Consider the following 21,183-nt stretch of genomic DNA (forward strand, 5'->3'; position numbering starts at 1 on the left):
CGCTAGACCCCGATCGCCCGGAACACCTTCGGCAATTCTTCCGGCAGATCCTCGGCAATCAGCCCCGGGCCAAACGAGCGCGCGCATTCCACATGCAGCCAGGCCGCCGTCTCCGCCGCCTGCATCGGATCAACGCCCCGCGCCAGAAGCCCGGTGATGAACCCCGCCAGCACGTCGCCCGACCCCGCCGTCGCCAACCACGGCGCAGCGCGGTCGTAGGCCGCCGAGTTGAGGCTGCACCGGCCCTCCGGGTCTGCAATCACCGTATCCGGCCCCTTGTAGAGAACCACGCATCCCGCGCGCTTGGCGGCGTCCCGCGTGGCGTCCACCTTGGAATAGGCCGGGCACTTGGCGGCGGGCGACGCCAGCCGCTCGGCGATATCTGGAAACAGACGCCCGAACTCCCCCGCATGCGGTGTCATCACCACGCGAGTCTCTCTACAAAGAGAGAAGAGCGCCTCCGGCTCCGCCTCGAATGCGGTCAGCGCATCCGCGTCGAGTACCAGGGTGGGTGCGCGCTCGGCACGCGCGGCCACCTCAACCAACGCGCGCGCCCGTCTCGTCCCCAACCCCGGCCCAAGGCAGAGCGCGTTGATCCGCCCATCCTCAAGCACCGCCACCAGTTCCTCGGGTTTCCCTGCCCGTTTCAGCATCACCGCCGTGATCTGGCTCGCCACCTCCATCTGCGCCGATCCCGGAACCCCCAGCGTCACCAGCCCCGCGCCGATGCGCAGCGCCGCCCGCGCTGCCAGCCGCGCCGCGCCGGTGTGGCCCGGCCCGCCCGAAAGGATCAGCGCGTGGCCATAGCTGTACTTGTGTCCATTCACTTTTTTCAACGTGTTGATGCGTTCTGCGCTACCAGTCAGAACCCGAGGCTCACGAAACATCCATCGCCTCCCCTTCGCGATCCCATGGCGCCAATCCAATATCCTTCACGATCACACGCCCCATCAGATTTGGGTTCGACGCCATGCGATGACCGGATTTCAACTTGTGAAACGTTACCGTAAGACAGGCGGGCAACACCCCTGTTCCGGCAATGTCATCACCATAGACAATGTCGCCACTATCCCCGTCGATCCCGCTGGGCAAATCCACCGCGACGATCCGGGCATCATTCAAATCCGGGTATGCGGCCAGGTAATCCCAATGCCAGACCAACTCATCAATACCACTCAGAGGCCGCGTTAAACCGATCCCGAACAATGCATCAACAACAAGAAACGGAGGCAGCACTTCGCCAGACGGGGCCGCTGCCACGTCGGGCACGTGCGATGCCGCCTCCTGGAACGCATCGATTTCATCACTCGTGGGAACCGGAGCCGACAGCCGGTGCAACGCTACACCATCGGGCAGACGCTCGTAATTCACCTTCGCATCCGGCGGCAGCTTGTCGGGGTCGCCGTAGAGAAACACCTCCACGTTCCACCCCCGCTCTTTCAAAAGCCGCGCCACGACGAACCCGTCACCGCCGTTGTTGCCCGGTCCGCACAGCACCACCGTCCGGTGCGGTGCCCGGGCCAGTTCCGGCCATTCCTCGAATACCGCTTCAACCACGCCACGGCCGGCGCGTTCCATCAGTTCCAGCCCCGTCACCTTGCCGCTGTCGATCGCCGCTTTTTCGATCGCCCGCATCTGCGCCGCGGTCAGCAATTCGGTCATTTTTCCACCGCTTCGATTCACTTTCGCCCACATCTCGGGCGTTTTGCACAAAAAATAGGCATTCGCCTGTTTTCGCCCCTGCGCCACCCCTTGCCCCGACCCTATCCAATTGTGTGCCCCCGGGGGAAGTGCTGAGACACCTCCAACTGAATTGCCGAGGGAGAGGCCCCATGAAAAAGATCGAAGCCATCATCAAGCCCTTCAAGCTCGATGAAGTCAAAGAAGCGCTTCAGGATGTGGGCGTTCAGGGCCTTTCCGTGATCGAGGTCAAGGGCTTCGGGCGCCAGAAAGGCCATACCGAGCTCTACCGCGGCGCGGAATACGTGGTCGATTTTCTGCCCAAGGTGAAACTCGAAGTCGTGCTCGACGACGATCAGGTCGACGCCGCCGTCGAAGCGATCATCGACGCTGCCAAGACCGACAAGATCGGCGACGGCAAGATTTTCGTCAGCCCGGTCGAACAGGCCATCCGCATCCGCACCGGCGAAACCGGATCGGACGCACTCTGACCCTCACCCGGCTCCCGGGCCCCGGGCGCCGCAAACCGAACTCAACGAAATCACTCAGCAGAAGGACGAAAACGGTATGAGCAACGCTGTTCTCACCATGATGAAAGAAGAAGATGTCGAATATGTCGACATTCGCTTCACCGACCCGCGCGGCAAGCTGCAGCACGTGACGGTGATGGCCGACCAGGTCGACGAAGACTTCCTCGAAGAAGGCTTCATGTTCGACGGTTCCTCGATCGCCGGCTGGAAATCGATCGAAGCCTCCGACATGAAACTGATGCCCGACCAGGACAGCTGCTATGTCGATCCGTTCTATGCCGAGAAAACCCTCTGCATCCACTGCTCGGTGGTCGAGCCCGACACCGGCGAACCCTACGAGCGTGACCCCCGCGGCACCGCGCAGAAGGCCGAGGCCTACCTGAAATCGAGCGGCATCGGCGACATTTCCTACTGGGGCCCCGAAGCCGAATTCTTCCTCTTCGACGACGTGCGCTTCTCGAACTCGATCAACAAGGTCTCCTACGAGGTCGACGCGATCGACGCCTCCTGGAACAGCGACACCGAGTACGAGATGGGCAACTCGGGGCACCGTCCCGGCATCAAGGGCGGCTATTTCCCCGTGAACCCGACCGACGACGCGCAGGACATCCGTTCGGAAATGCTCTCGACGATGAAGCGCATCGGCATGAAGGTCGACAAGCACCACCACGAAGTGGCCTCCTGCCAGCACGAGCTGGGCCTGATCTTCGGCAGCCTGACCAAACAGGCCGATGAGCTTCAGAAATACAAATACGTCATCCACAACGTCGCTGCCGCCTACGGCAAATCGGCCACCTTCATGCCGAAACCGATCTACGGCGACAACGGCACCGGCATGCACTGCAACATGTCGATCTGGAAAGACGGCAAGCCGCTCTTTGCCGGCGACAAATACGCCGACCTGAGCCAGGAAGCGCTCTACTTCATCGGTGGCATCCTGAAGCACGCCAAAACGCTCAATGCCTTCACCAACCCCTCGACCAACAGCTACAAGCGCCTGATCCCCGGTTTCGAGGCCCCCGTGCTGCGCGCCTACTCGGCTCGCAACCGCTCGGGCTGCGTCCGGATCCCGTGGACCGAATCGCCCAAGGCAAAACGCGTCGAGGCCCGTTTCCCCGATCCGTCGGCAAACCCCTACCTGTGCTTTGCCGCGCTCCTGATGGCCGGTCTCGACGGCATCAAGAACAAGATCGATCCGGGCGAAGCCATGGACAAGAACCTCTACGACCTGCCCGCCGAAGAACTGGCCGGCATTCCGACGGTCTGCGGTTCGCTGCGCGAAGCACTCGATTGCCTGGCCAACGATCACGACTTCCTGCTCGCAGGCGACGTGTTCACCAAGGACCAGATCGAAGGCTACATCGACCTCAAGATGGAAGAAGTCGAGCTCTTCGAACACACTCCGCACCCGGTGGAATTCGGGATGTACTACAGCTGCTAAGGCTGAGGGACAGTACGGGAAAGGGCGCCTCGCGGGGCGCCCTTTTCTTTTGAACCGCGATCGGTTCGTCTCACTGCTGGATCGACCCCAGGTAATAGACCAGCGACAGCACCCGCCCCCGCACGATCAGCTCGCGTATCTCCGGGGCCTCGCTCTCGGCCTCCTCGCTTGCCGCATCCATCATGAAGCGATCGCCCCACACCGGCATTTCGCCACCATGGAACCGGATCATGTTGCGGCCATCGACCATCCAGAGCACGTATTCGAACGGAAATTCACCTTCTCCCTTCTCGGCCTTCAGCCGGGTCAGGTCGGTCGGTGGGCTTTTCAGCAGATCGGCCAGCGGCCCATCCCCCTTGCCCGATGCCCCGTGGCAGCCGGCACAGGCATTCATGTATTCCTCCCGGCCGGTTTTCTCCTCGGCCACGGCTGCGGTTGCTGCGAAACTCGCGATAACTCCTACTGTTATAAGTGACTTGAACATCACATTCCCTCCCGTGATGTGAGCGGCCGCTCGGAGTGACACGACCTGGCACAATGCTCCCCTGCCAACTGCGGCGGTGCATTGACACAGATCAACGCCCGCCAAAGCCAGGATCAATCGTGGCTTTTCACTTACCTACAGATGGTTTTCCGGCACCCGGTCGGCGCGCGCCGTCCCCCGCGATGCGTGGCGGCCGCGCGATTGCCCGGACGTTTCCTGATATGCCGCCGTCAGGCCGTGCCCACGGGCTCGCGCAGCGGGCTCTCGTCTTTCGGGCGCGCGGCGATGTGGGCTTCCAACTCGGCGCGAATGGCCTGCGCTTCGGGCCGGTCGAACAGATTTTCGCATTCATGGGGATCGGCCTCCAGATCATAGAGCTCCCCTGCCCCGGAATTCAGGTCGACCGTCAATTTATGCGTCCGCGTGCGGACCGTGCGCAGCTCCAGCGCTACGCCCACGCGCCCCGGGCCCAGCCCCCACTCGTTCAGTGCAAACTTGCGGGTCGCGTCGCCTTCGATCAGCGGCTTCAGGCTGGCCCCGTGCTGCGTCTGCAGCGCCTGGGCGCCCCCGTAGTCAAAGAAGGTCGGCCCCAGGTCCAGCGTCGAAACCGGCTCGGCCACCACCTTGCCCGCGGGCACCCCGGGCCCCTGCACGATCATCGGCACCCGCAACAGGCCCTCGTAATGCATCGGCCCCTTCAGGATCAGCCCGTGATCGCCCAGCCAGTCGCCATGATCCGAGATGAAGATCACCAGCGTGTCCTCGCGCAGCCCGGCCTCTTCCAGCGCGATCATCAGCCGTCCAACCTGGTGGTCGATCAGCGCGATCTGGCCATAGGTGTTGGCAATGATCTCGCGCAGCTGCGCGTCGCTCTGCGGCGCGATGCGGCTGTATTGCTTGCGCACCTCGGCGTTGACCGGGTCGGCCGGTTCGCCTTCCAGCGCTGCTTCGTGCCACCAGGGTTTGCCCTCGTAACTGCGGGTGCGATGCTTGGGCAGGTCCACCTCCTCGGGTTTGTGCAGCCACGACCACGGCTCGGGGCAATCGAACGGGTGATGCGGATCGGGAAAGCTGACCCAGGCGCAGAACGGCTGGTCTGCATCGCGCCCGTGGCGCAGCCACTCGATGGCGCGGTCGGCGGTCCAGGGCGAATTGTGCCAGGCCACCGGCAGGCGCGAATGCCAGGTCTGCGCCGCGCCCTTGGTATCGCCCGCGTTCTCCCACATCAGCCGGGTCTTTTCGTCGCCGCGCCCGTCCATGTGATAGAACCGCTCGTAATGCTGGCCCGCCGGCGGTTTCTCGGGCGCCCACCAGTTATGGCCCACCAGCATCATCTCGACATGCTCGAACCCCATATAGGGCCCGAACCAGTCCGCCCCGTAGTTCGCGGACGATCGCAGGCATTCCGGCGTGCCGGTGGGTTCAAAGGTGTGATAGGTCGAAAAATGCGCCTTGCCGAAAAACGCGGTCTGGTAGCCTGCGACAGCCAGCGCCCCGGCGAAACCCTTCTCGCCCACCGCCGGATCAAGGTCGATGCCGTTGTCATGCACCCCGTGCGTGCGGCACAGCTGCCCGGTCAGGATCGACGCGCGCGCCGGCTGGCACACCACCGACGGGGTGATGCAGGCGGTGAAATGCGTGCCATCCGCGGCCATCTGGTCCAGGTGCGGCGTCTTGATCTTGCGCCCCATGAAGCCCAGGCAATCGGCGCGCAACTGGTCGGCGGAAATCAGCAGGATATTGGGGCGTTTCATCTTTGGGCCTCGCTTGGTTTGCGCAGCGACAGCGCCACGAACAGGACCGCCAACGCCATGAACAGCGCTGCGATCGGATGGGTGAACAGGAACCACGCATCGCCCCCCGTCGCGGCAAAGGCCTGCCGCGCGGTATCCTCAAGCTTGCCACCCAGGATGAAAGCGATGACGAAAGGCAGCGGCGACATGCCGACGCGCCGCATCAGGTACCCCAGGACGCCGAAGCCGATGGCAAACCAGATCGCCAGCATCCGCCCCTCCTGCACGTAGATCGCGGTCAGCGTCAGAAGCAGGACAGCGGGCAGCAGGATCGGCTTGGGCACGCGCACCATCACGCCCGCCATTCGCATGAACGCGCCGCCGATGGTCCAGTTCATCGCGTTGGCCAGCATCATCATGGTGAAAAGGCCAAAGGCCGCCACCAGCTCGGGGTTCACCGTCTCGGCGGTGAACTTGAACACCCCCGGCCCCGGGTTGAAGCCGCCGATGCTCTCGGCCGCCAGGATCAGGAAAACCGCCGCCGCGTTGCCGGGAATGCCCAGCGACAGCACCGGGATCAGGTTCGCGCCCGACACCGATGAATTCGCCGCCTCGGTCGCGGCGATGCCCTCGGGCGCGCCCTCTCCGAACTGCACCGCTTGCGGGCGCTTGCGCGCATGCCGCCGCGCCCCCGAGGAATAGCCCAGCGTCGCCGCCAGGGTCGATCCGATCCCGGGCAGCGCGCCGATCACCGTGCCGATCACCGCCGAGCGCGCGATATAGGGCGCAATCCGGCGAATGTCGGCCCAGTGCAGGTGCTGATCGCCCGTTTGCGCGGGTTCGGCCGCCGCGGCAGTGGCACGCCGCTCGTGCCACAGGTCTTCCAGCGCGCGGAACACCTCGCCCAGGATCAGCACGCCCAGAACGGCCGTCGCCACCGGAAAGCCCTGCGCCAGCGCCTGCGTGCCGAAACTCAGCCGCGGATAGAACTCCTCGCCGGTGCCGATATAGACCGCCAGCAAGCCCAACCCCATCGAAATGAGCCCCTTGCCCACCGACCCGCCGATCACCGACGAAATGAACGCCAGCGACAGGATCAGCAGTGCGGTCTTTTCCGGCAGGTCCAGGTAGGCCTCAACCAGCACCGCCAAGAACGGCGCGCACAGGATCAGCACGATATCCGAGAACGTATCCCCCGAGGCCGAGCTGACATGCGCCAGCTTCAACGCCTTGCGCGCCTGCCCGGCCCGCGTCATCGGATAGCCGTCCAGCGTCGTCATATAGGCATCGGGCGTGCCGGGCGTGTTGAACAGGATCGCCGGTACCGCACCGCCCACCGTGGCCCCCTTCATCACCCCGATCAGGAAGCCCATCACCGGCAACAGCGCATCGGGCGAAAACCCGAAGGCCGAAATCAGGATCGGCAGCGAAATCGCCATCGCCATCGGCCCGGCCAGCCCCGGCGTCGCCCCCACGATGATGCCCAGCAGAAACCCCGCCAGCACCATCAGCACGGTGATCGAAATGCCGATCCCGAACAGCGAAAACGCCTCCGGGCCCTGGAACACGGCCAGGATGCCCATCCAGATATAGTCGCCCACCCCCATCACACGTCCCCGTTGGGCGGCAACAGCAGGTCATCGAACGGCAGGTCGTAAAGCGCGATCAGCGCCGCGACGGCCAGCACCGCGATCACCACCGCGCGCCGGCTCAGCCGCCCCTCGATCTGTACGATCATCCCGGCAATCAGGAACGTGCCGCCCAGGAAAAAGCCGATATACTTCCATGGCGCCGTATCGCGCAGCGTGCGATAGCTCAGCGTCTCGTCGCTCACCAGGTTGGCGCCTGCCACCGCCAGCGGCCCGGCCCAGCGCATGATCGCAAAGCCTGCCGCGCACAGCAGCAGGAAACGCAGCAGAAATGCCAGGTTGGCGCGGCTCAGCCCGCCCTGCCCCTCGGCCCCGCGCTGAAAAAGCAGCAACAGCCCCCCGATCGCGATCATCCCGGCGGCCAGCGTCGGCGCCAGCGCATCGCCAATCGTCACCTGCCGGCGCACTTTCACGATCAGGCCGCTGCCGCTGTCCAGCGGCACCCAGACCAGCGCCAGGACCAGCGCAACCCCGATCGCACCCAGCGCAAGATACAGGTTCGCCCGCGATCCGGTTTCAGGGGGACGCATCAGATCTCTCCGGACATGAAAAAGGCCCCGCCATCCCGGGCGGGGCCTGCCATCGCGCGGTTATTCCGAGGCCGCGCTCATAAGCTCGCCCGCGGCCGCGAAATCCTTCTCGGCCATGACCTGGAAGGCGTCACCGGCAATCACCACCGGCCCGCCAAAGGCCTTGGTGATCATGCCGTTAGATTTATTTCCTTCGGTCGAAATCGCGTCTGCAATCGCCGTCGCGATGGCGTCACGCGCCTCGGCGGGCATGCCGGCCGGGCCGATGAAGGCGAAATAGCCATCGGAATTGTACTGCACGCCCAGGTCGGCCAGCGTCGGCGCCTCCGGCGTCTGCTTCAGCGGCTCCGACAGGCCCGAGGCCAGGTTCACCAGGTCACCCGCGGCCACGCCCTTGGCCTGAATGCCGGCCATGAAACCCAGGTCCATGTCGCCGGCCATCACCCCGTTCATCACGGCCTTGCCGCCCTTCACCTGGATGATGTTGAACTCCACGCCCTGCGCCTTGCCCAACAGATAGGCCAGGTCCGCCAGTTTCGGGCTCATCACGCCAAAGCGGATCTCCTGCCCGCCCTTCGCGGCCTCGACCACATCGGCAAAGGTTTTCCAGCCCTTCGAACTCTGGCTGACGATCCCCATCTGAAAGCCCGCCGTGGTGCTGATCGCGGTGAAATCCGATGGCTCCACCCCGGCATTGGCGGCGCGCATGTTGTATCCCAGCGTTTCGGTCACCACCATGCCGATCACGGTGCCGTCATTGGGCTGATCCTTGATCGCCATCGCCAGGTTCATGCCGCCCTTGCCGGTCACCTGCTCGGGAATGAACTGCCAGCCCAGCTTGGCCTCGATATCCTCGGCCACCAGGCGCGCCTGCGTATCGGCGCCCCCGCCTGCGGTAAAGGCGATCATCATCTTAATCGGCCCCGGCGGGGTCCAGTCCGATGCGATCGCGGATGTGGCAAACGCGGCCAGGCCCAGCGCCGTGGCCGCCGCCTTCAGAAATTGTTTCATGGTCATCCTCCCTGTCTTTCCCGGCAGTCAGCCACAGTTTCGTTGACGGGTCAATTAATTTGTTGACCTATCAACCATTCGCAGGAATGCTGGCCCCATGGAAACGGAAATGCCCCATCCACAAACACAGCCCGACAGCGACGCGCACCCCGCCGGCCCGCTGCCGCTGCACCAGTTCCTGACCTACCGGCTCTCGCGGGTGCAGGCCAAGCTCAATGCCCAGGCCACGCGCCTCCTGCGCGACACCAGCGGCATCACGCTGGCCCAGTGGCGCGTGATCGCGCTCATCGGCGCCGCCGGTCAAACCCGGCTTTCGGCGCTGGCGCGCGAAGCCGCCCTCGACAAGGGCCTCGTCTCGCGCAACTTAAAGACGCTGATCGGCGACGGCCTCGTCAGCACCCGCACCGATGACAGCGACCACCGGGCGCAGATCCTGCAACTCACCCGCACGGGGCAGGACATCTACGAACGCACCCTGCCCATCATGCAGGCCCGTCAGAAACGGCTGCGCGACGGCCTCAGCGAAACAGAACTCGAGAGTTTCCGCCGCGTGCTTGATCACCTGGAAATCGCCGCCGAGGAATAGAACACATGCCCCCGTCAAACCTCCTCGTCATCATGTCCGACGAACATCAGGCACGCGCCATGGGCTGCGCCGGCCACCCTTTCGTGCAAACCCCGAATCTCGATGCGTTGGCGGCGCGCGGTCTGCGCTTTACCGATGCCTACACCCCCTCGCCCATCTGCGTGCCCGCCCGCGCGGCCTTTGCCGCCGGTCAGCCGGTGCATGTCACCCGCCTGTGGGACAACGCCATGCCCTACACGGGTGAACCCAGGGGCTGGGGCCATGCGCTGCAGGGGGCCGGCGTGCCGGTCGAATCCATCGGCAAGCTGCACTACCGCAGCGACGAAGACCCCGCCGGTTTCGATGTCGAACATATCCCGATGCAGGTCGCCGGCGGCGTCGGCATGGTCTGGGCCTCGATCCGCAAGGAAGAGGAACGCATCGACCTGCCCGGCCGCATGCTGGGCGACTATATCGGCCCTGGCGACAGCAAGTACACCGAGTATGACAGCGCAGTGACCGACCGCACCGCGCAATGGTTCGCCGACCGCGCCGCCTCGGGCGATACCCGGCCCTGGTGCCTCTATGTCGGCCTCGTCGCCCCGCATTTCCCGCTGGTCGTGCCGCAGGACTATTTCGACCTCTACCCGCTCGACAGCCTGCCACCGGTCAAACTGCACCCGCGCGACGGCCATCCGCGCCACCCGTGGGTGGAAAAACAGAACAGCATGGCCGATAGCGAGGCGCAGTTCCGCGATGAAGCCGAACGGCTCAGCGCCATGGCGGCCTATTACGGCCTCTGCACCTGGCTCGACCACAATGTCGGGCAGATCCTCGCCGCGCTCGATGCCGCGGGCTTCGGGCAGGACACCACCATCGTCTATACCTCCGATCACGGCGATAACGTGGGCGCGCGCGGGCTCTGGGGCAAATCGAACCTCTATCAGGAAAGCGTCTCGATCCCGCTGATCATGGCCGGCCCCGACGTGGCAGCCGGCACCTGCGATACGCCCGTGTCGCTGCTGGATCTCTCGGCTACGATCCCCGCGCATTTCGGCGTGCCGTTCCGGGGCGCGGGCCAGCCGCTCCCTGAAATCGCCGCACACCCCGCCGATCCCGACCGCGCCATTCTCTCAGAATACCACGCCGTCGGCGCCGTTTCGGGCGCGTTCATGCTGCGCAAGGGGCGCTGGAAACTGAACCATTACATCGGCTTCCGCCCCGAGCTGTTCGACCTGCAGAACGACCCCGAGGAACTGACCGATCTCGCCGCCGATCCCGCCCATGCCGATACGCTGGCGGTGATGCAGGCCGAACTGCGCGCGCAACTCGATCCCGAAGCGGCCAACGCACAGGCCTTTGCCGACCAGGCCGCGCTGATCGAACGCTACGGCGGCCGCGAAAAGGCGCTCAAACTCGGCGCGCCCGCCGCCACCCCCCCACCAAAGGTCACGACATGAAACTCACCATTCTGGGCTCCGGCTCGCCCGAGGCTTATGCCCGCCGCGCCTCCTCCGGCTACCTGCTCGAAGTTGGCAAGGATGTGATCCTCTTCGATTGTGGCGGTGGCGTCGTCGACAACCTGCTGCGCTCGGGGCGCAAACCCTCGGACATCACGCATCTGGTCTTCACCCACCTGCATTCCGATCACATGATGGACTACGCCCAGCTGGTCCATGCCGCCTGGGACGAAGGCGGCGCGCCGCTCAGGGTCTTTGGCCCCGCCCCCATCGCCGCGATCACGCGCGGCTATTTCGGCCCTGATGGCGTGCTGGCGCATGATCTGCGCGCCCGCACCGAATTCCTGCCCAGCCAGGAGGTGTGGAAGGCCCGCGGCGGCACCCTGCCCCGCCCCTGGCCCGCCCCGCAGGTCACCGAAATCGAACCGGGGTTCCAGTTGTCGGGCGACGGCTGGCAGCTCGCCTCCTGCGAGGTGCCCCATGCCCAGCCGCACCTGATGTGCCTTGCCTTCTCGCTCGAAAGCGGCGGGCGCAAATTCGTCTATTCCGGCGATGCCGGGCCCTGCGATGCGCTTGACGCGCTGATGCAGGGGGCCGACCTGCTGCTGCACTGGTGCTATCGCCTCGATGGCGAACCCGCGCACCCGATGATGGCGCCGCTCACGCCCACCCCGTCGGAAATCGCGGCCAACGCCAGGTCCGCCGGCGTCTCGCGCCTGCTGCTCACCCATTTCCGCGTGCACATGGACACGCCCGACGCGCACGCCGCCGCGCTTGCCGCGCTGCATTCCGGGTTCGGCCCCGACGCCGCCATCGCCGAAGATCTGCAGGTCTTCGAGGTCTGACCGGCTCAGCCGCCGAACATCTCCTTCAACTCCGCCAGTTGATCCTCGCTCAGCCGGTCGCGCCCCTCGGCATAGTTGCGCGCGTTCATCTCGTAGAACCGCGCATTGCCCAGGTTCTTCGCCCCGCAATCGCGCGTCGCCACCAGTTTCGCCGGCACCCCGGCAATGATCGAGTTTTCCGGAAACTCGGCATTCTCGGTCACGATCGAGTGTCCCGCCACGATCGAATTCGCGCCGATCTTCGCGCCGTCCATGATCGTCGCATTGATCCCGATCAGGCAGCGATCGCCGATCTCGCAGCCATGCAGGGTGACGTGATGGGTGATCGAACAATCCTCGCCCACGATGGTCGGCGTGAACGATCCAACGTGGATCATCACGAAATCCTGGATATTGCTGCGCGCCCCGATACGGATTTCATACATCTCGGCCCGCGTCACCACGTTGGGCCAGATCGACGCCCCGGGCCCGACATAGACCTTGCCATAAAGCTGCGCTGAATCATGCACCACCGCCGGATCGTCCAGCACCACCTCCGCCCCGATATGTCCCATGCGCACCTCCCCGGTCCTTTCTTCAATATGCTTCACCTAGGCCCCGCGCGCGCCCCGGCGTCAAGGCCCCGGTCCCGCAACCGGACGCTGTGCCGCGCCGTGCATTCGCCGCGATTGTCGGCAGCTTGCCGCCGATGATCACGCCGTTTGCTCCCCGATGGCCTGCGACCCGGGCCGATTTCACCACAATTTCTGCGGGTATCCCGGAATTCGAAACAGCCTGTTTCCCAAGAACGGCTTGCGGTCACATTTCCGTCTCATTCAAGCCCAAGGATTTCCATGCAACCATAGCACGATAGTTAACAAATCATAACCGGAGGGGAACTCATGTCTGTTGAGCTTTCCGTGTATACCGCCGGACTAGTATTCAAGGTTGCCCCGAACATAGATCCCGACCGGATCAAATCCGTCCTCGCTCCCGCGCTTGAAGCGCTTGGGCATCCCGTGCGCCAGGTTTCGGCCATCGGTGCCGTCGGTGTGCAGGTCGTGGCCGATCGCCTGCTGATCTGGCTCAACCTTGAAACCCGCGAATATGCCGGTCCGCGCGTCCGCCTCACCCTGCAACCGCTGGGCACCCCCGGCTCAGACGAAGCCGAGATCGCCCCCGAAAACGCCAAAGCCGTGCTCGCCTGCGTGCTGGCCGAGCTTGCCCGCGCGTTCGATGCCGACACGGTCAACTGGCTCAGCAAGGATGTCAGCCTGCCCGCGGCCGATTTCATCCAGGCCGCGACACCGGTGGCCCCCCGCCGCGTGCGCTCGACCGGGGCGACAACGCCCCGCACCATCCGCCCCGAGCCGGGTGACTTCACCCTGCCCGAGATAAGCGACTTCCCGATTCAGCCGCGCCGCGTGCGCTCCAAACGCACCGTCACCCAACGCCCCGAAGGCCGCGTGCGCATGCCCAATATCGGCCTCGACCTGTCGCACAAGCTGCGCCAGCTCCGCGAGACCGAAGAGATACTGCACGCCGCCGTCACGCACGAAACCTCGCTTCCCCTGCGGCTGAGCGCCTGGATCATGACCGCCCTGCTCGCGGTTTTCTCGGTGCCGCTGGCCTGGATCGTCTTTGCCTTCAACCTCAACCGCGGCGGCGATTTCCGCGCCACCACCCATGTGCTGGCCGCTACCGCCGGGCTGTCGGTGCTCCATGCCGTAGGCGGCACCTATTTCCTGCTTGGATTGATGCTGAACTAGGCTGATTTCCGCCCGACAGCCATCCCCGCCGGCGCGCCGTATCCGTGCCGCGGGATGGATGCGCATTCCCCTGTTGCCATACCGCCCGGTCACGCTAGGATCGAGCGCATCCTGTTTTTGTCGGAGAATGTTTGATGGCTTTTGATTTCCTGTCCCGCCTCGCCCCCCTCGCGCTATTGGGCGTGATTGCCGCGGCCCCGCTGCACGCCGCCGGCTGCGGCAACAACGCCAACGGGTTCGAGGCGTGGAAGGCCGGTTTCGCCGCCGAGGCCCAGCGCGCCGGCGTCGGCCAGCGCGGGCTGCAGGCCCTTGCCGCCACCCGCTATGCCAAGGCCACCATCGCCGCCGACCGCAACCAGAAAAGCTTCAAGTACAGCCTCGAAAAGTTCATGAAGATCCGCGGCGCAAACACGATCATCGCCCAAGGCCGCAAGCGCAAGGCGCAGAATGCGGCCTTCTACCAGTCGCTCGAGCGCATCTACGGCGTGCCCTCCGGCGTGCTGATCGCGATCCACGGCATGGAAACCGGCTTCGGCCGTTTCATGGGCGATTCGAACGTGGTCTCGGCCATCGTCACGCTGACCTATGATTGCCGCCGCTCCGATTTTTTCCGCCCGCACGCCATCGGCGCACTGAAACTCGTCGATCGCGGCTCGATCTCGCCGGCCACCAAGGGCGCCAAGCATGGTGAGCTCGGCCATACCCAGTTCCTGCCCGGCAACGCGCTGAAATACGGCGTCGACGGCAATGGCGACGGGCGTGTCGATTTCTACAACCAGGCCGATGCCATGGCCTCGACCGCCAATTACCTGCGCTCCAAGGGCTGGAAACCCGGCCAGCCCTATTCCAAGGGCACACACAACTACCGCGTGCTGAAGGAATGGAACGCCGCCTCGGTCTACCAGGAATCACTGTCCATCATGGGCGCACGGATCGACGGCTGACACGCCCCGCGCTTGACAGGCCCGGCCCCTATCTGCCGGGTCCGGGCGCAGGCCCCCGCCGTCCGCAGGCCCCTGGCCATGGTGAAGCCCTGCATGCACCCTCTCCTCTCTGACCTGACGGTCACGAGCGGCGGCAACGCGGACCCCGTCACCCCACGTGACCCCGGGATGAGACCCATGAAACAGAACACCCCCGCCATCGCGTCGCTGAAACAGCAGGCCCGCCGCCTGCGCACGGCCATGCACGAGGCCGGAACCCCCATCTCCCAGTCCGCCGCGCTCGAGGCGATCGCCCGCCAGCACGGCCATCGCGACTGGAACACCGCCAGCGCCGCCGCGCGATGGGAAAACCCGCCCCGCTGGCAGGTCGGCCAGGCCGTGCGCGGCCGCTACCTCAATCAGCCCTTCACCGGCCGGATCAAATCCGCCAGCGAAGGCACGGGCGGCTTCTGGCGCCTGACGCTGCAGTTCGATGCGCCGGTCGATGTCGTCACCTCGCGCCATTTCTCGAATTTCCGCAGCCAGGTCCGCTGTGCGATCAACAGCCAGGGCGTGACGGCCGAGAAAACCTCGGACGGCACCCCGCATCTCGCGCTCTTCGCGGCCTGAAACACGGGCCGGCGCTCATTCGGGCGCCGCGCCCTCCACATCCGCCCGCGCCAGCACATAGGTGTGAATGCTGAACACCACCGCCCCCGTCACCGGCAGCCGCCGCACCGTCTGCAACTCCGAGCGCAGGAAATCGGCGCGCGTCTCGTGCCGCTCCTCGCGCCGGTCATTCTCGCGCCGGGGCTGGTGCAGGCCCGGGTCGGCATACCACAGCGCGTTGAACCGCCACAGCGGCCGGCCCGCCTGGACCCCGTCGAACAGCCGCTGCACGCGTTTGGCGATGTTCTCGTCATAGCTCAGAACGGGGATGTGAATCCCCACCAGCGGCCGCATGAATTTTTCCTCCAGCGACCAGCTCGCCGGGAAACACAGCACCGCGCCCACCAGCACATGTTCGTCGCCGCGCTTGTCCAGAAGGCAGAAATCCTCCTGCACCAGCCGCCCCACCGTGCCCAGCGGGTCCGCGCGGTCGATCTTTACCGCGCCGCCGTCGGGCCGCATCACCACGCCCGCCTCCTGCGCGAAACCCGGCTTTTCCAGCACCGCCGCCAGCACCGTGTCCAGCAATTCTTCGGCCGCCGCCCGCGCGCTTTCGTCCAACGCGATCACCGCATCGCGCTTTTCGGCAATCAGCCGCTCGCGCTCTTTCATCTGCCCGGCATAGGCCTCGTCGATGCGAATCCAGTCCGCCACATCCAGCGGCGCGATTCCCGGCAAGGGACGCGGTGACAGCGGATCATAAGGCAGGCGTTTTTGCAGGATCATGCCGACTCCCTAGCGCGCATTGCCGCGCGCTCCAAGCCCCTGCTTCATCTTGCCCCAAATACTCTCGCCGAAGGCGCTCGCCCGTCCCGGCCCCGCGCTCGATTGCGGATCGCGCCCGCCCCTTTTCACCGCTGGTCGCTGCAAGACATGCCGCAGGTCGCAAACGATCAAGCCTCGCGCCGGGGCTCAGGTCAGGGTTTTCACAACGAGAAGGAGCCCCGCCATGCTTCAGCACTACCGCGACATCCGCAAGATCGACCCGACCCGGGGTGACCGGCTGGGCGACAACACCCCCAACGACATGGACAGGATCGAAATCGGCCCGACCCAGTTGGCCTATTCGGAATGGGCCGCGGCCGGGCTCGAATTGCCGAATCTCCAGGCGATGCGCGATTTTCGCTGGAAGCGCCTGACCCAGGCGATCGTCGATCGCGGCTATGGCGGCCTTCTGATGTTCGATCCGCTCAACATCCGCTACGCCACCGATTCCACCAACATGCAGCTGTGGAACACCCACAACCCGTTCCGCGCGGTGCTTCTGTGCGCCGATGGCTACATGGTGATCTGGGATTACAAGAACTCGCCCTTTCTCTCCACCTTCAACCCGCTGGTGCGCGAACAGCGCTCGGGCGCGGATCTCTTCTATTTCGACCGCGGCGACAAGGTCGATGTCGCCGCCGATGCCTTCTCAAACGAGGTGCGGCTCCTGATTGAAGAGCATGGCGGCGGCAACATGCGGCTCGCCGCGGACAAGCTCATGCTGCACGGGCTGCGCGCGCTCGAAGCGCAGGGCTTCAAGATCATGGAGGGCGAGGAAGTCACCGAGAAAACCCGCGCCATCAAGGGCCCGGACGAGATCAAGGCGATGCGCTGCTCGGTGCTGTCCTGCGAAATGTCCATGGCCGAGATGGAGACCTTCGCCCGTGAAAACGTGCCCTTCGGCAACGTCTCCGAGGATGCCATCTGGGCCGAACTGCACGCCTCCAATATCCGCCGCGGCGGCGAATGGATCGAAACCCGCCTGCTCGCCTCGGGTCCGCGCACCAACCCCTGGTTCCAGGAATGCGGCCCCCGAATCGTGCAGAACAACGAAATCGTCGCCTACGACACCGACCTGATCGGCCCCTATGGCATCTGCACCGATATCTCGCGCACCATCTGGATCGGCGACCGGAAGCCCACGAACGCGATGATCTACGCCATGCGCCACGCGCATGAACACATCATGACCAACATGGAAATGCTCAAACCCGGCGTGACGATCCCCGAGCTCACCGCCAATACCCACAAGCTCGACGACAAGTTCCAGCACCAGAAATACGGCTGCCTGATGCATGGCGTGGGGCTCTGTGATGAGTGGCCGCTCGTGGCCTATCCCGACAAGGCGGTCGAGGGCGCCTATGATTATGCGCTCGAACCCGGCATGGTCCTGTGCGTCGAGGCGCTGGTGGGCGAGGAAGGCGGCGAGTTCTCGATCAAGCTCGAAGACCAGGTGCTGATCACCGAGGATGGCCACGAAAACCTGACGAAATACCCCTTCGATCCGGCCTTGATGGGCGAAAACTGATCCCGACCTTACCTGATTGATATATCTCAACGTCTTTTACGACTGAAGGCGCTAGGATTTTCGTGTATCTAAGGATGCCAGAGGGGAGCAGTGAACGGGTATTGGTATTCCTCTCCATCATTCATAGTCCGAATTCAAAGGGAGAAGACACATGACAACACGTATCGGTTCCGCGCTTTGCGCACTCGTTTTCGCAGGCGCCTCCACGATGGCGGTGGCCGATGACGCCGGCAAGCAACTCTACATGGAAAACTGCGCCAGCTGCCACGGCGCAACCGGCGTCGGCGATGGTGACATGGCCGAATTCATGAGTGTCCACGTTCCCGACCTCACCACCATCGCCCAGCGCAATGATGGCGTGTTCCCCACCCTCGAGATCGCCCATATCATCGACGGGCGCACCGGCGTGCGCCTGCGCGGCCATGGCAGCGAAATGCCGATCTGGGGCATGGAATTCACCGACGCCCCCTCGATGGAAGGCGACCTGAGCGGCATCTACGCCGCGCGCGGTCGTGTGCTTTCCGTGGTCTACTACCTGGAATCGCTTCAGAAATAAGCCAGTCCGGCAGGGTTCGCGCCGTCCGGGGTCTCAACCCCGGGCGGCGTGTTCTTGTGCGCAACACGATCTCTCACAGCCGCGTGACGCGGGTGACACATCGCTTGCCATTCGCCACGCCGCTCTCCACTCTCGCGGCAACGCCAACGTAAGAAGCAGCAGACATGCCCACCGAGAAAATCACCTTCACCGGCCATGACGGGCTTGAGCTGGCCGCCCGGCTGGATCGCCCCTCGGGCCCGCACCTGGCCACCGCGCTCTTTGCCCATTGCTTCACCTGCTCCAAGGACATTCCCGCGGCCAAACGCATCGCCCAGCGGCTCGCCGCCGCTGGCATCGCCGTGCTGCGCTTCGATTTCACCGGGCTCGGCCATTCCGAGGGCGAATTCGCCAACACCTCCTTCGCCACCAACCTGCAGGATCTGCGCGCAGCGGCCGGTTGGCTGGTCGATCACGGCATGCCGGCCGACATGCTGATCGGCCACAGCCTGGGCGGCGCCGCCGTGCTCAAGGCCGCTGCCGACATCCCCAGCGCCCGTGCCGTCGTGACCATCGGCGCGCCCTTCGATCCCGCCCATGTCACCCGGCATTTCTCCGAGGATGTCGAAACCATCTGCCGCGAAGGCGAGGCGCAGGTCGAAATCGGCGCCCGGCCCTTCACCATCAAGCGTCAGTTCATCGAGGATATCGCCGCCCAGCACCTCGAAGAGGCCGTGCCCAACCTGCACCGCGCGCTTCTCGTGCTGCATGCGCCCCGCGACACGATCGTCGGCATCGACAACGCCGCCGACATCTTCCAGGCCGCTAGGCACCCCAAAAGCTTCGTCACCCTCGACGACGCCGATCACCTGATCTCCAACCCCGACGACGCCGAATATGCCGCCGGCGTCATCGCCGCATGGGCGACGCGCTACCTCGATCTCAAGTCCCCCGCCCCGCCCCCCGGCGCGCCCGAAGGCATCACCCGCGTCTCCGAGGCCGACCCCAAGGGCTTCCTCCAGGACATCGCCTCGGGCCCTTATCATCACGCCGTCGCCGACGAGCCTGAATCCTACGGCGGCACCAATCGCGGCATGTCGCCCTACGGCTTCGTCGCGGCCGGGCTCGGCGCCTGCACCTCGATGACCATCCGCATGTACGCGCGGCGCAAGGGCTGGCCGCTAGATCACGTCTCGGTCGATGTCTCCCACGCCAAGGTCCACGCCCAGGACGCCGCCGCCGGCTCGAAGGAAAAGATCGACGCGTTCCGTCGCGAGATCACCCTCACCGGCGATCTGTCCGAGGATCAGCGCGCACGCCTTCTGGAAATCGCCGACCGCTGTCCGGTGCACCGCACCCTGGAACGCTCCAGCCAGATCGTCACCCACCTCGCCGAAACGCAGGCGCAAGCCGCCGAATAACCCGTAGGGTGGGCATTCTGCCCACCCCGGCCTGCGGCAAAGGCGCCATTCCCTTGGCCCCTGCACCCGGTTAGAAACGCCGCATGACAGATCAACAGGACAGCTGGGATTTCTGGTTCGGACGGGTCGATGGCCACCCGTCCGCGACCTTCGTCAACCTGTCACTGGCCGAACGCGCGCCCGTGCAGGGGTTCACCGATTGCGTCTATGTCTCGGTGAAGATGAAAACGCCCAAACCGAACGGGCTTTCCAGTAAAGAGGAATACGACGCCCTCGCCACGCTGGAAGATGACCTTGCGCGCCTGATCACCGATCAGGGCGGCCTCTATGCCGGCCGCGTCACCCATGACGGCAAGCGTGATTTCTTCGGCTATTTCCGCGATGGCGGCGCGGCCAAACCCACGCTGCAGGGCTTCCAGCGGGCGCATCCCGGCTATGCCATGGAAATCGGCGCGCGCACCGATCTCGAATGGGAAGTCTACCGCGGCTACCTCTACCCCGCCCCGGCCGCCTTCCAGCAGATGAAGAACCGCGCCATGCTTCTGTCGCTGCAACAGGCCGGCGACCGGCTTGACCAGCGCCGCCGCATTGACCACTTCGCCACCTTCCCCGGACATGACGCGGCGCAGGCCTTTGCCGAAGCGGCGGCGGCCGAGGGCTTCAAAACCGAAGCGATCACCGACAAGGACGGCGCGGCGCAGGTCCAGTTCTGGCGCGAAGACGCGCCCCTGGGCATCGACCTCGTCACCGATATGATCGTCTCCGCTATCACCGGGGCCGTCGGCACCTATGACGGCTGGGAATGCGCGGTGCGCGCGTCCACCACGTAGGCCGGGCTTAAGCCCGGCTTACTGGGGCAGCGGCGTCGCGCACAGAAAAACGCCCGGCCATCTGGCCGGGCGCTCCCAAGCGACATAGCCGAATGGCTCAGCGCTTGATCGCCTTCCACGCCAGCGGCATCACCATCGCCGCCAGCGCCAGTTTCAGCGCGTCGCCGGGCAGGAAGTTCACCATGCCATACTGCAACACCCAGCCCAGGCCCTTCTCGGCGGCGAAAAGCCAGCTCATCCAGGCCAGACCCAGCCCATAGATCACCGTGTTGCCCAGCACCATGGCGCCCGCCATGTGCGCCACCGACCGGTCCCAGCCGCGCCGCGCCAGCGTCGCCATCAACGCCGCCGCCGCGATGAACCCGGCCAGGTAACCGCCCGTCGGCCCCGCCATATAGGCCAACCCCGCGCTTTCGCCTGCGAACACGGCCCATCCTGCCGCGCCCAGCGCCAGGTAGCCCAGCACCGACATCAGGCCCAGCCGCAGGCCAAAGCCCGCGCCGATCACCAGAACGGCAAAGGTCTGCATCGTCACCGGCACTGGCCACATCGGCACCCGGATCTTCGACGCCAGCACCAGCGCCGCGATGCCCAGCGCCACCAGCGCCATGTCTTTCGCCACACCAGCCTTTCCGCGGGTCTGCCCCAGCGCCTCGATCAGAACCGGGCGTTCAACTGCAATGCTCAATCTCTTGTCCTCCGTGTCGGATTGCCTGTTTCGCGCGAATTTCTGCACCAGCAAAATCCCGCGCGCAAGCGCAAAGCTGCAGCGCAGCATGATCGGGACAATCTGCCCCGCGCCCCGCCCTTGCCGCGCAGGGGCCAAGCGTCTATGA

General features: G+C 65.1%; 22 protein-coding genes. 12 read left to right on the top strand and 10 right to left on the bottom strand.

Annotation, left to right across the window (positions count from 1 at the left end; all coding sequences use genetic code 11):
* Positions 1 to 2 precede the first annotated feature (2 nt).
* Together E0501_RS21760 and E0501_RS21765 are read right to left on the bottom strand one after the other, a co-directional pair.
* Positions 3 to 887 carry an NAD(P)H-hydrate dehydratase gene (locus tag E0501_RS21760; protein WP_328591478.1) on the bottom strand — a complete coding sequence of 295 codons (885 nt, stop codon included), beginning with the start codon at positions 885 to 887 and terminating at the stop codon, positions 3 to 5.
* The gene (locus E0501_RS21765) at positions 877 to 1,749 is read right to left on the bottom strand and encodes an NAD(P)H-hydrate epimerase (RefSeq protein WP_328591479.1); all 873 of its coding nucleotides are present in this window, start codon (positions 1,747 to 1,749) and stop codon (positions 877 to 879) included. Before E0501_RS21765 ends, E0501_RS21760 begins: the two co-directional genes overlap by 11 nt.
* An 83-nt stretch (positions 1,750 to 1,832) precedes the next feature.
* Between E0501_RS21765 and E0501_RS13715 the strand changes: the two genes are divergently transcribed.
* Both E0501_RS13715 and glnA read left to right on the top strand, forming a co-directional pair.
* Positions 1,833 to 2,171: a P-II family nitrogen regulator gene (locus E0501_RS13715; RefSeq protein WP_137701954.1), complete on the top strand. Its 339-nt coding sequence runs from the start codon at positions 1,833 to 1,835 to the stop codon at positions 2,169 to 2,171.
* Between the two features lie 76 nt (positions 2,172 to 2,247).
* On the top strand, positions 2,248 to 3,651 hold the full coding sequence (gene glnA, locus E0501_RS13720; RefSeq protein ID WP_137701955.1) for a type I glutamate--ammonia ligase: 1,404 nt from the start codon (positions 2,248 to 2,250) through the stop codon (positions 3,649 to 3,651).
* A gap of 70 nt (positions 3,652 to 3,721) precedes the next feature.
* On the opposite strand, the gene E0501_RS13725 is transcribed toward glnA, so the two are convergent.
* From E0501_RS13725 to E0501_RS13745, 5 genes are all read right to left on the bottom strand, one after another.
* Positions 3,722 to 4,135, bottom strand: a complete 414-nt coding sequence (locus E0501_RS13725; protein ID WP_137701956.1) for a c-type cytochrome — start codon at positions 4,133 to 4,135, stop codon at positions 3,722 to 3,724.
* 230 nt (positions 4,136 to 4,365) lie between these two features.
* Complete coding sequence (locus E0501_RS13730; RefSeq protein ID WP_137701957.1) at positions 4,366 to 5,889, bottom strand: sulfatase-like hydrolase/transferase; 1,524 nt, start codon at positions 5,887 to 5,889, stop codon at positions 4,366 to 4,368.
* Positions 5,886 to 7,475 (bottom strand): tripartite tricarboxylate transporter permease, encoded by a 1,590-nt coding sequence (locus tag E0501_RS13735; protein ID WP_137701958.1) that lies wholly within the window; start codon positions 7,473 to 7,475, stop codon positions 5,886 to 5,888. The genes E0501_RS13730 and E0501_RS13735 overlap by 4 nt, the downstream gene beginning before the upstream one ends.
* Positions 7,475 to 8,047 carry a hypothetical protein gene (locus E0501_RS13740; protein WP_137701959.1) on the bottom strand — a complete coding sequence of 191 codons (573 nt, stop codon included), beginning with the start codon at positions 8,045 to 8,047 and terminating at the stop codon, positions 7,475 to 7,477. The genes E0501_RS13735 and E0501_RS13740 overlap by 1 nt, the downstream gene beginning before the upstream one ends.
* Before the next feature lie 60 nt (positions 8,048 to 8,107).
* Entirely contained in the window at positions 8,108 to 9,058 is a 951-nt protein-coding gene (locus tag E0501_RS13745; RefSeq protein ID WP_161594620.1) for a tripartite tricarboxylate transporter substrate-binding protein, read from the bottom strand.
* A 109-nt stretch (positions 9,059 to 9,167) separates the two neighbouring features.
* Here E0501_RS13745 and E0501_RS13750 point away from each other — a divergent pair, with 109 nt between their 5' ends.
* Genes E0501_RS13750 through E0501_RS13760 form a run of 3 tightly spaced genes read left to right on the top strand, consistent with a single transcriptional unit; the run spans position 9,168 to position 11,928 of the window.
* Positions 9,168 to 9,644: a MarR family winged helix-turn-helix transcriptional regulator gene (locus E0501_RS13750; RefSeq protein WP_161594621.1), complete on the top strand. Its 477-nt coding sequence runs from the start codon at positions 9,168 to 9,170 to the stop codon at positions 9,642 to 9,644.
* Positions 9,645 to 9,649: 5 nt separating this feature from the next.
* Positions 9,650 to 11,083 (top strand): sulfatase-like hydrolase/transferase, encoded by a 1,434-nt coding sequence (locus E0501_RS13755; RefSeq protein ID WP_137701962.1) that lies wholly within the window; start codon positions 9,650 to 9,652, stop codon positions 11,081 to 11,083.
* Positions 11,080 to 11,928, top strand: coding sequence for an MBL fold metallo-hydrolase (locus E0501_RS13760; RefSeq protein ID WP_137701963.1), 849 nt, complete (start codon positions 11,080 to 11,082; stop codon positions 11,926 to 11,928). The genes E0501_RS13755 and E0501_RS13760 overlap by 4 nt, the downstream gene beginning before the upstream one ends.
* Positions 11,929 to 11,933: 5 nt before the next feature.
* On the opposite strand, the gene E0501_RS13765 is transcribed toward E0501_RS13760, so the two are convergent.
* Positions 11,934 to 12,482: a gamma carbonic anhydrase family protein gene (locus E0501_RS13765; RefSeq protein WP_137701964.1), complete on the bottom strand. Its 549-nt coding sequence runs from the start codon at positions 12,480 to 12,482 to the stop codon at positions 11,934 to 11,936.
* Positions 12,483 to 12,809: 327 nt separating this feature from the next.
* On the opposite strand from E0501_RS13765, the gene E0501_RS13770 reads away from it, so the two are divergent.
* From E0501_RS13770 to E0501_RS13780, 3 genes are all read left to right on the top strand, one after another.
* Positions 12,810 to 13,676 carry a hypothetical protein gene (locus E0501_RS13770; RefSeq protein WP_137701965.1) on the top strand — a complete coding sequence of 289 codons (867 nt, stop codon included), beginning with the start codon at positions 12,810 to 12,812 and terminating at the stop codon, positions 13,674 to 13,676.
* 134 nt (positions 13,677 to 13,810) lie between these two features.
* A complete protein-coding gene (locus tag E0501_RS13775) occupies positions 13,811 to 14,620 on the top strand; it encodes a lytic murein transglycosylase (RefSeq protein WP_137701966.1) in 810 nt (269 codons plus the stop codon).
* 177 nt (positions 14,621 to 14,797) lie between these two features.
* Positions 14,798 to 15,229, top strand: a complete 432-nt coding sequence (locus E0501_RS13780) for a glyoxalase superfamily protein (RefSeq protein ID WP_137701967.1) — start codon at positions 14,798 to 14,800, stop codon at positions 15,227 to 15,229.
* Between the two features lie 15 nt (positions 15,230 to 15,244).
* Here the strand turns inward: E0501_RS13780 and E0501_RS13785 are convergent, their stop codons facing one another.
* Positions 15,245 to 15,994: a heme-dependent oxidative N-demethylase family protein gene (locus E0501_RS13785; RefSeq protein ID WP_137701968.1), complete on the bottom strand. Its 750-nt coding sequence runs from the start codon at positions 15,992 to 15,994 to the stop codon at positions 15,245 to 15,247.
* Between the two features lie 223 nt (positions 15,995 to 16,217).
* On the opposite strand from E0501_RS13785, the gene dddP reads away from it, so the two are divergent.
* The 4 genes from dddP to E0501_RS13805 all read left to right on the top strand — a co-directional run bounded on the left by dddP (position 16,218) and on the right by E0501_RS13805 (position 20,347).
* The gene (gene dddP / locus E0501_RS13790; protein ID WP_137701969.1) at positions 16,218 to 17,561 is read left to right on the top strand and encodes a dimethylsulfonioproprionate lyase DddP; all 1,344 of its coding nucleotides are present in this window, start codon (positions 16,218 to 16,220) and stop codon (positions 17,559 to 17,561) included.
* 151 nt (positions 17,562 to 17,712) lie between these two features.
* Positions 17,713 to 18,117, top strand: a complete 405-nt coding sequence (locus E0501_RS13795; RefSeq protein WP_137701970.1) for a c-type cytochrome — start codon at positions 17,713 to 17,715, stop codon at positions 18,115 to 18,117.
* 164 nt (positions 18,118 to 18,281) lie between these two features.
* Complete coding sequence (locus tag E0501_RS13800; protein WP_137701971.1) at positions 18,282 to 19,517, top strand: bifunctional alpha/beta hydrolase/OsmC family protein; 1,236 nt, start codon at positions 18,282 to 18,284, stop codon at positions 19,515 to 19,517.
* An 83-nt stretch (positions 19,518 to 19,600) separates the two neighbouring features.
* A complete protein-coding gene (locus E0501_RS13805; protein WP_137701972.1) occupies positions 19,601 to 20,347 on the top strand; it encodes a DUF695 domain-containing protein in 747 nt (248 codons plus the stop codon).
* A gap of 97 nt (positions 20,348 to 20,444) precedes the next feature.
* Here E0501_RS13805 and E0501_RS13810 read toward each other — a convergent pair whose 3' ends face one another.
* Entirely contained in the window at positions 20,445 to 21,035 is a 591-nt protein-coding gene (locus E0501_RS13810; RefSeq protein ID WP_235857860.1) for a biotin transporter BioY, read from the bottom strand.
* Positions 21,036 to 21,183 lie beyond the last annotated feature (148 nt).

The organism is Marimonas lutisalis, assembly GCF_005434965.1.
In the GTDB taxonomy this organism is placed as follows: domain Bacteria; phylum Pseudomonadota; class Alphaproteobacteria; order Rhodobacterales; family Rhodobacteraceae; genus Marimonas_A; species Marimonas_A lutisalis.

Excerpts from the sequence above, each read along its gene's own strand:
- E0501_RS21760 (WP_328591478.1), bottom strand. The coding sequence starts at position 887 with ATGTTTCGTGAGCCTCGGGTTCTGACTGGTAGCGCAGAACGCATCAAC.
- E0501_RS13715 (WP_137701954.1), top strand. The coding sequence starts at position 1,833 with ATGAAAAAGATCGAAGCCATCATCAAGCCCTTCAAGCTCGATGAAGTC.
- glnA (WP_137701955.1), top strand. The coding sequence starts at position 2,248 with ATGAGCAACGCTGTTCTCACCATGATGAAAGAAGAAGATGTCGAATAT.
- E0501_RS13725 (WP_137701956.1), bottom strand. The coding sequence starts at position 4,135 with ATGTTCAAGTCACTTATAACAGTAGGAGTTATCGCGAGTTTCGCAGCA.
- E0501_RS13730 (WP_137701957.1), bottom strand. The coding sequence starts at position 5,889 with ATGAAACGCCCCAATATCCTGCTGATTTCCGCCGACCAGTTGCGCGCC.
- E0501_RS13735 (WP_137701958.1), bottom strand. The coding sequence starts at position 7,475 with ATGGGGGTGGGCGACTATATCTGGATGGGCATCCTGGCCGTGTTCCAG.
- E0501_RS13740 (WP_137701959.1), bottom strand. The coding sequence starts at position 8,047 with ATGCGTCCCCCTGAAACCGGATCGCGGGCGAACCTGTATCTTGCGCTG.
- E0501_RS13745 (WP_161594620.1), bottom strand. The coding sequence starts at position 9,058 with ATGAAACAATTTCTGAAGGCGGCGGCCACGGCGCTGGGCCTGGCCGCG.
- E0501_RS13750 (WP_161594621.1), top strand. The coding sequence starts at position 9,168 with ATGCCCCATCCACAAACACAGCCCGACAGCGACGCGCACCCCGCCGGC.
- E0501_RS13755 (WP_137701962.1), top strand. The coding sequence starts at position 9,650 with ATGCCCCCGTCAAACCTCCTCGTCATCATGTCCGACGAACATCAGGCA.
- E0501_RS13760 (WP_137701963.1), top strand. The coding sequence starts at position 11,080 with ATGAAACTCACCATTCTGGGCTCCGGCTCGCCCGAGGCTTATGCCCGC.
- E0501_RS13765 (WP_137701964.1), bottom strand. The coding sequence starts at position 12,482 with ATGGGACATATCGGGGCGGAGGTGGTGCTGGACGATCCGGCGGTGGTG.
- E0501_RS13770 (WP_137701965.1), top strand. The coding sequence starts at position 12,810 with ATGTCTGTTGAGCTTTCCGTGTATACCGCCGGACTAGTATTCAAGGTT.
- E0501_RS13775 (WP_137701966.1), top strand. The coding sequence starts at position 13,811 with ATGGCTTTTGATTTCCTGTCCCGCCTCGCCCCCCTCGCGCTATTGGGC.
- E0501_RS13780 (WP_137701967.1), top strand. The coding sequence starts at position 14,798 with ATGAAACAGAACACCCCCGCCATCGCGTCGCTGAAACAGCAGGCCCGC.
- E0501_RS13785 (WP_137701968.1), bottom strand. The coding sequence starts at position 15,994 with ATGATCCTGCAAAAACGCCTGCCTTATGATCCGCTGTCACCGCGTCCC.
- dddP (WP_137701969.1), top strand. The coding sequence starts at position 16,218 with ATGCTTCAGCACTACCGCGACATCCGCAAGATCGACCCGACCCGGGGT.
- E0501_RS13795 (WP_137701970.1), top strand. The coding sequence starts at position 17,713 with ATGACAACACGTATCGGTTCCGCGCTTTGCGCACTCGTTTTCGCAGGC.
- E0501_RS13800 (WP_137701971.1), top strand. The coding sequence starts at position 18,282 with ATGCCCACCGAGAAAATCACCTTCACCGGCCATGACGGGCTTGAGCTG.
- E0501_RS13805 (WP_137701972.1), top strand. The coding sequence starts at position 19,601 with ATGACAGATCAACAGGACAGCTGGGATTTCTGGTTCGGACGGGTCGAT.